Raw genomic sequence first — 776 nt, forward strand, 5'->3', positions numbered from 1 at the left:
TCCCACCACCCGCTGTTCCAGGTCATGATCTCCATGGACAGCTCGGAACGGTCCCTGCCCGCCGTCGACGGGCTCGCCCTCGGCCTGGTCGACGTGCCCACCGGCACCGCCAAATTCGACCTGTCGTTCAACGTCCGCGAGCACCGCGGCCCCGACGGCGACGAGGCCGGCCTGTTCCTCGCCCTGGAGTTCCGCACCGACCTCTTCGACCGCACCACCGCCGAAGCGGTCCTGGCCCGCCTCGCCCGGCTCGCCGAAGCCGCCACGGCCGCCCCCGACACCCGCGTCGGCAGCGCCCCGCTCCTCTCGGACGAGGAGACCCACCGCCTCCTCGTCACCTGGAACGACACCGCCGCGCCCGAGACCATGAACGACGTCGTGGGCCGCGTCCGCGCCGTCGCCGCCGAGCACCCCGAGGCCGTCGCCGTCACCGACGACCACGGCGACGTCACCTACGCCGCGCTCATGGACCGCGTCGACCGGCTCGCCGCCCGGCTGCGCGCCCACGGCGCCCGCCGGGACACCGTCGTCGCCGTCCTCGCCGACCGCGGCGCCGCCGCGATCACCGCCTTTCTCGGCATCCAGGCCGCGTCCGCCGCCTACCTCCCGCTGGACACCCGCGCGCCGCACGAACGGAACGCCTCCCTGCTCGCCGACGCCTCCGCCGCCTGGCTGCTCACCGGCCCCGGCCACGAGGAGACCGGCGCCGCCGTCGTCGCCGGAACCGGGACGCGGGCCCTCGCGGTCGACGAACCGGCCGGCCCCGCCCCGACCGC

At 76.4% G+C, this 776-nt stretch carries 1 protein-coding gene; it reads left to right on the forward strand.

The features are described 5' to 3' along the window. Positions 1-776: AMP-binding protein (locus tag EAO70_RS36260; protein ID WP_148007036.1), on the forward strand; the 776-nt coding region annotated here is incomplete at both ends.

The organism is Streptomyces sp. adm13(2018), from assembly GCF_008042145.1.
In the GTDB taxonomy this organism is placed as follows: domain Bacteria; phylum Actinomycetota; class Actinomycetes; order Streptomycetales; family Streptomycetaceae; genus Streptomyces.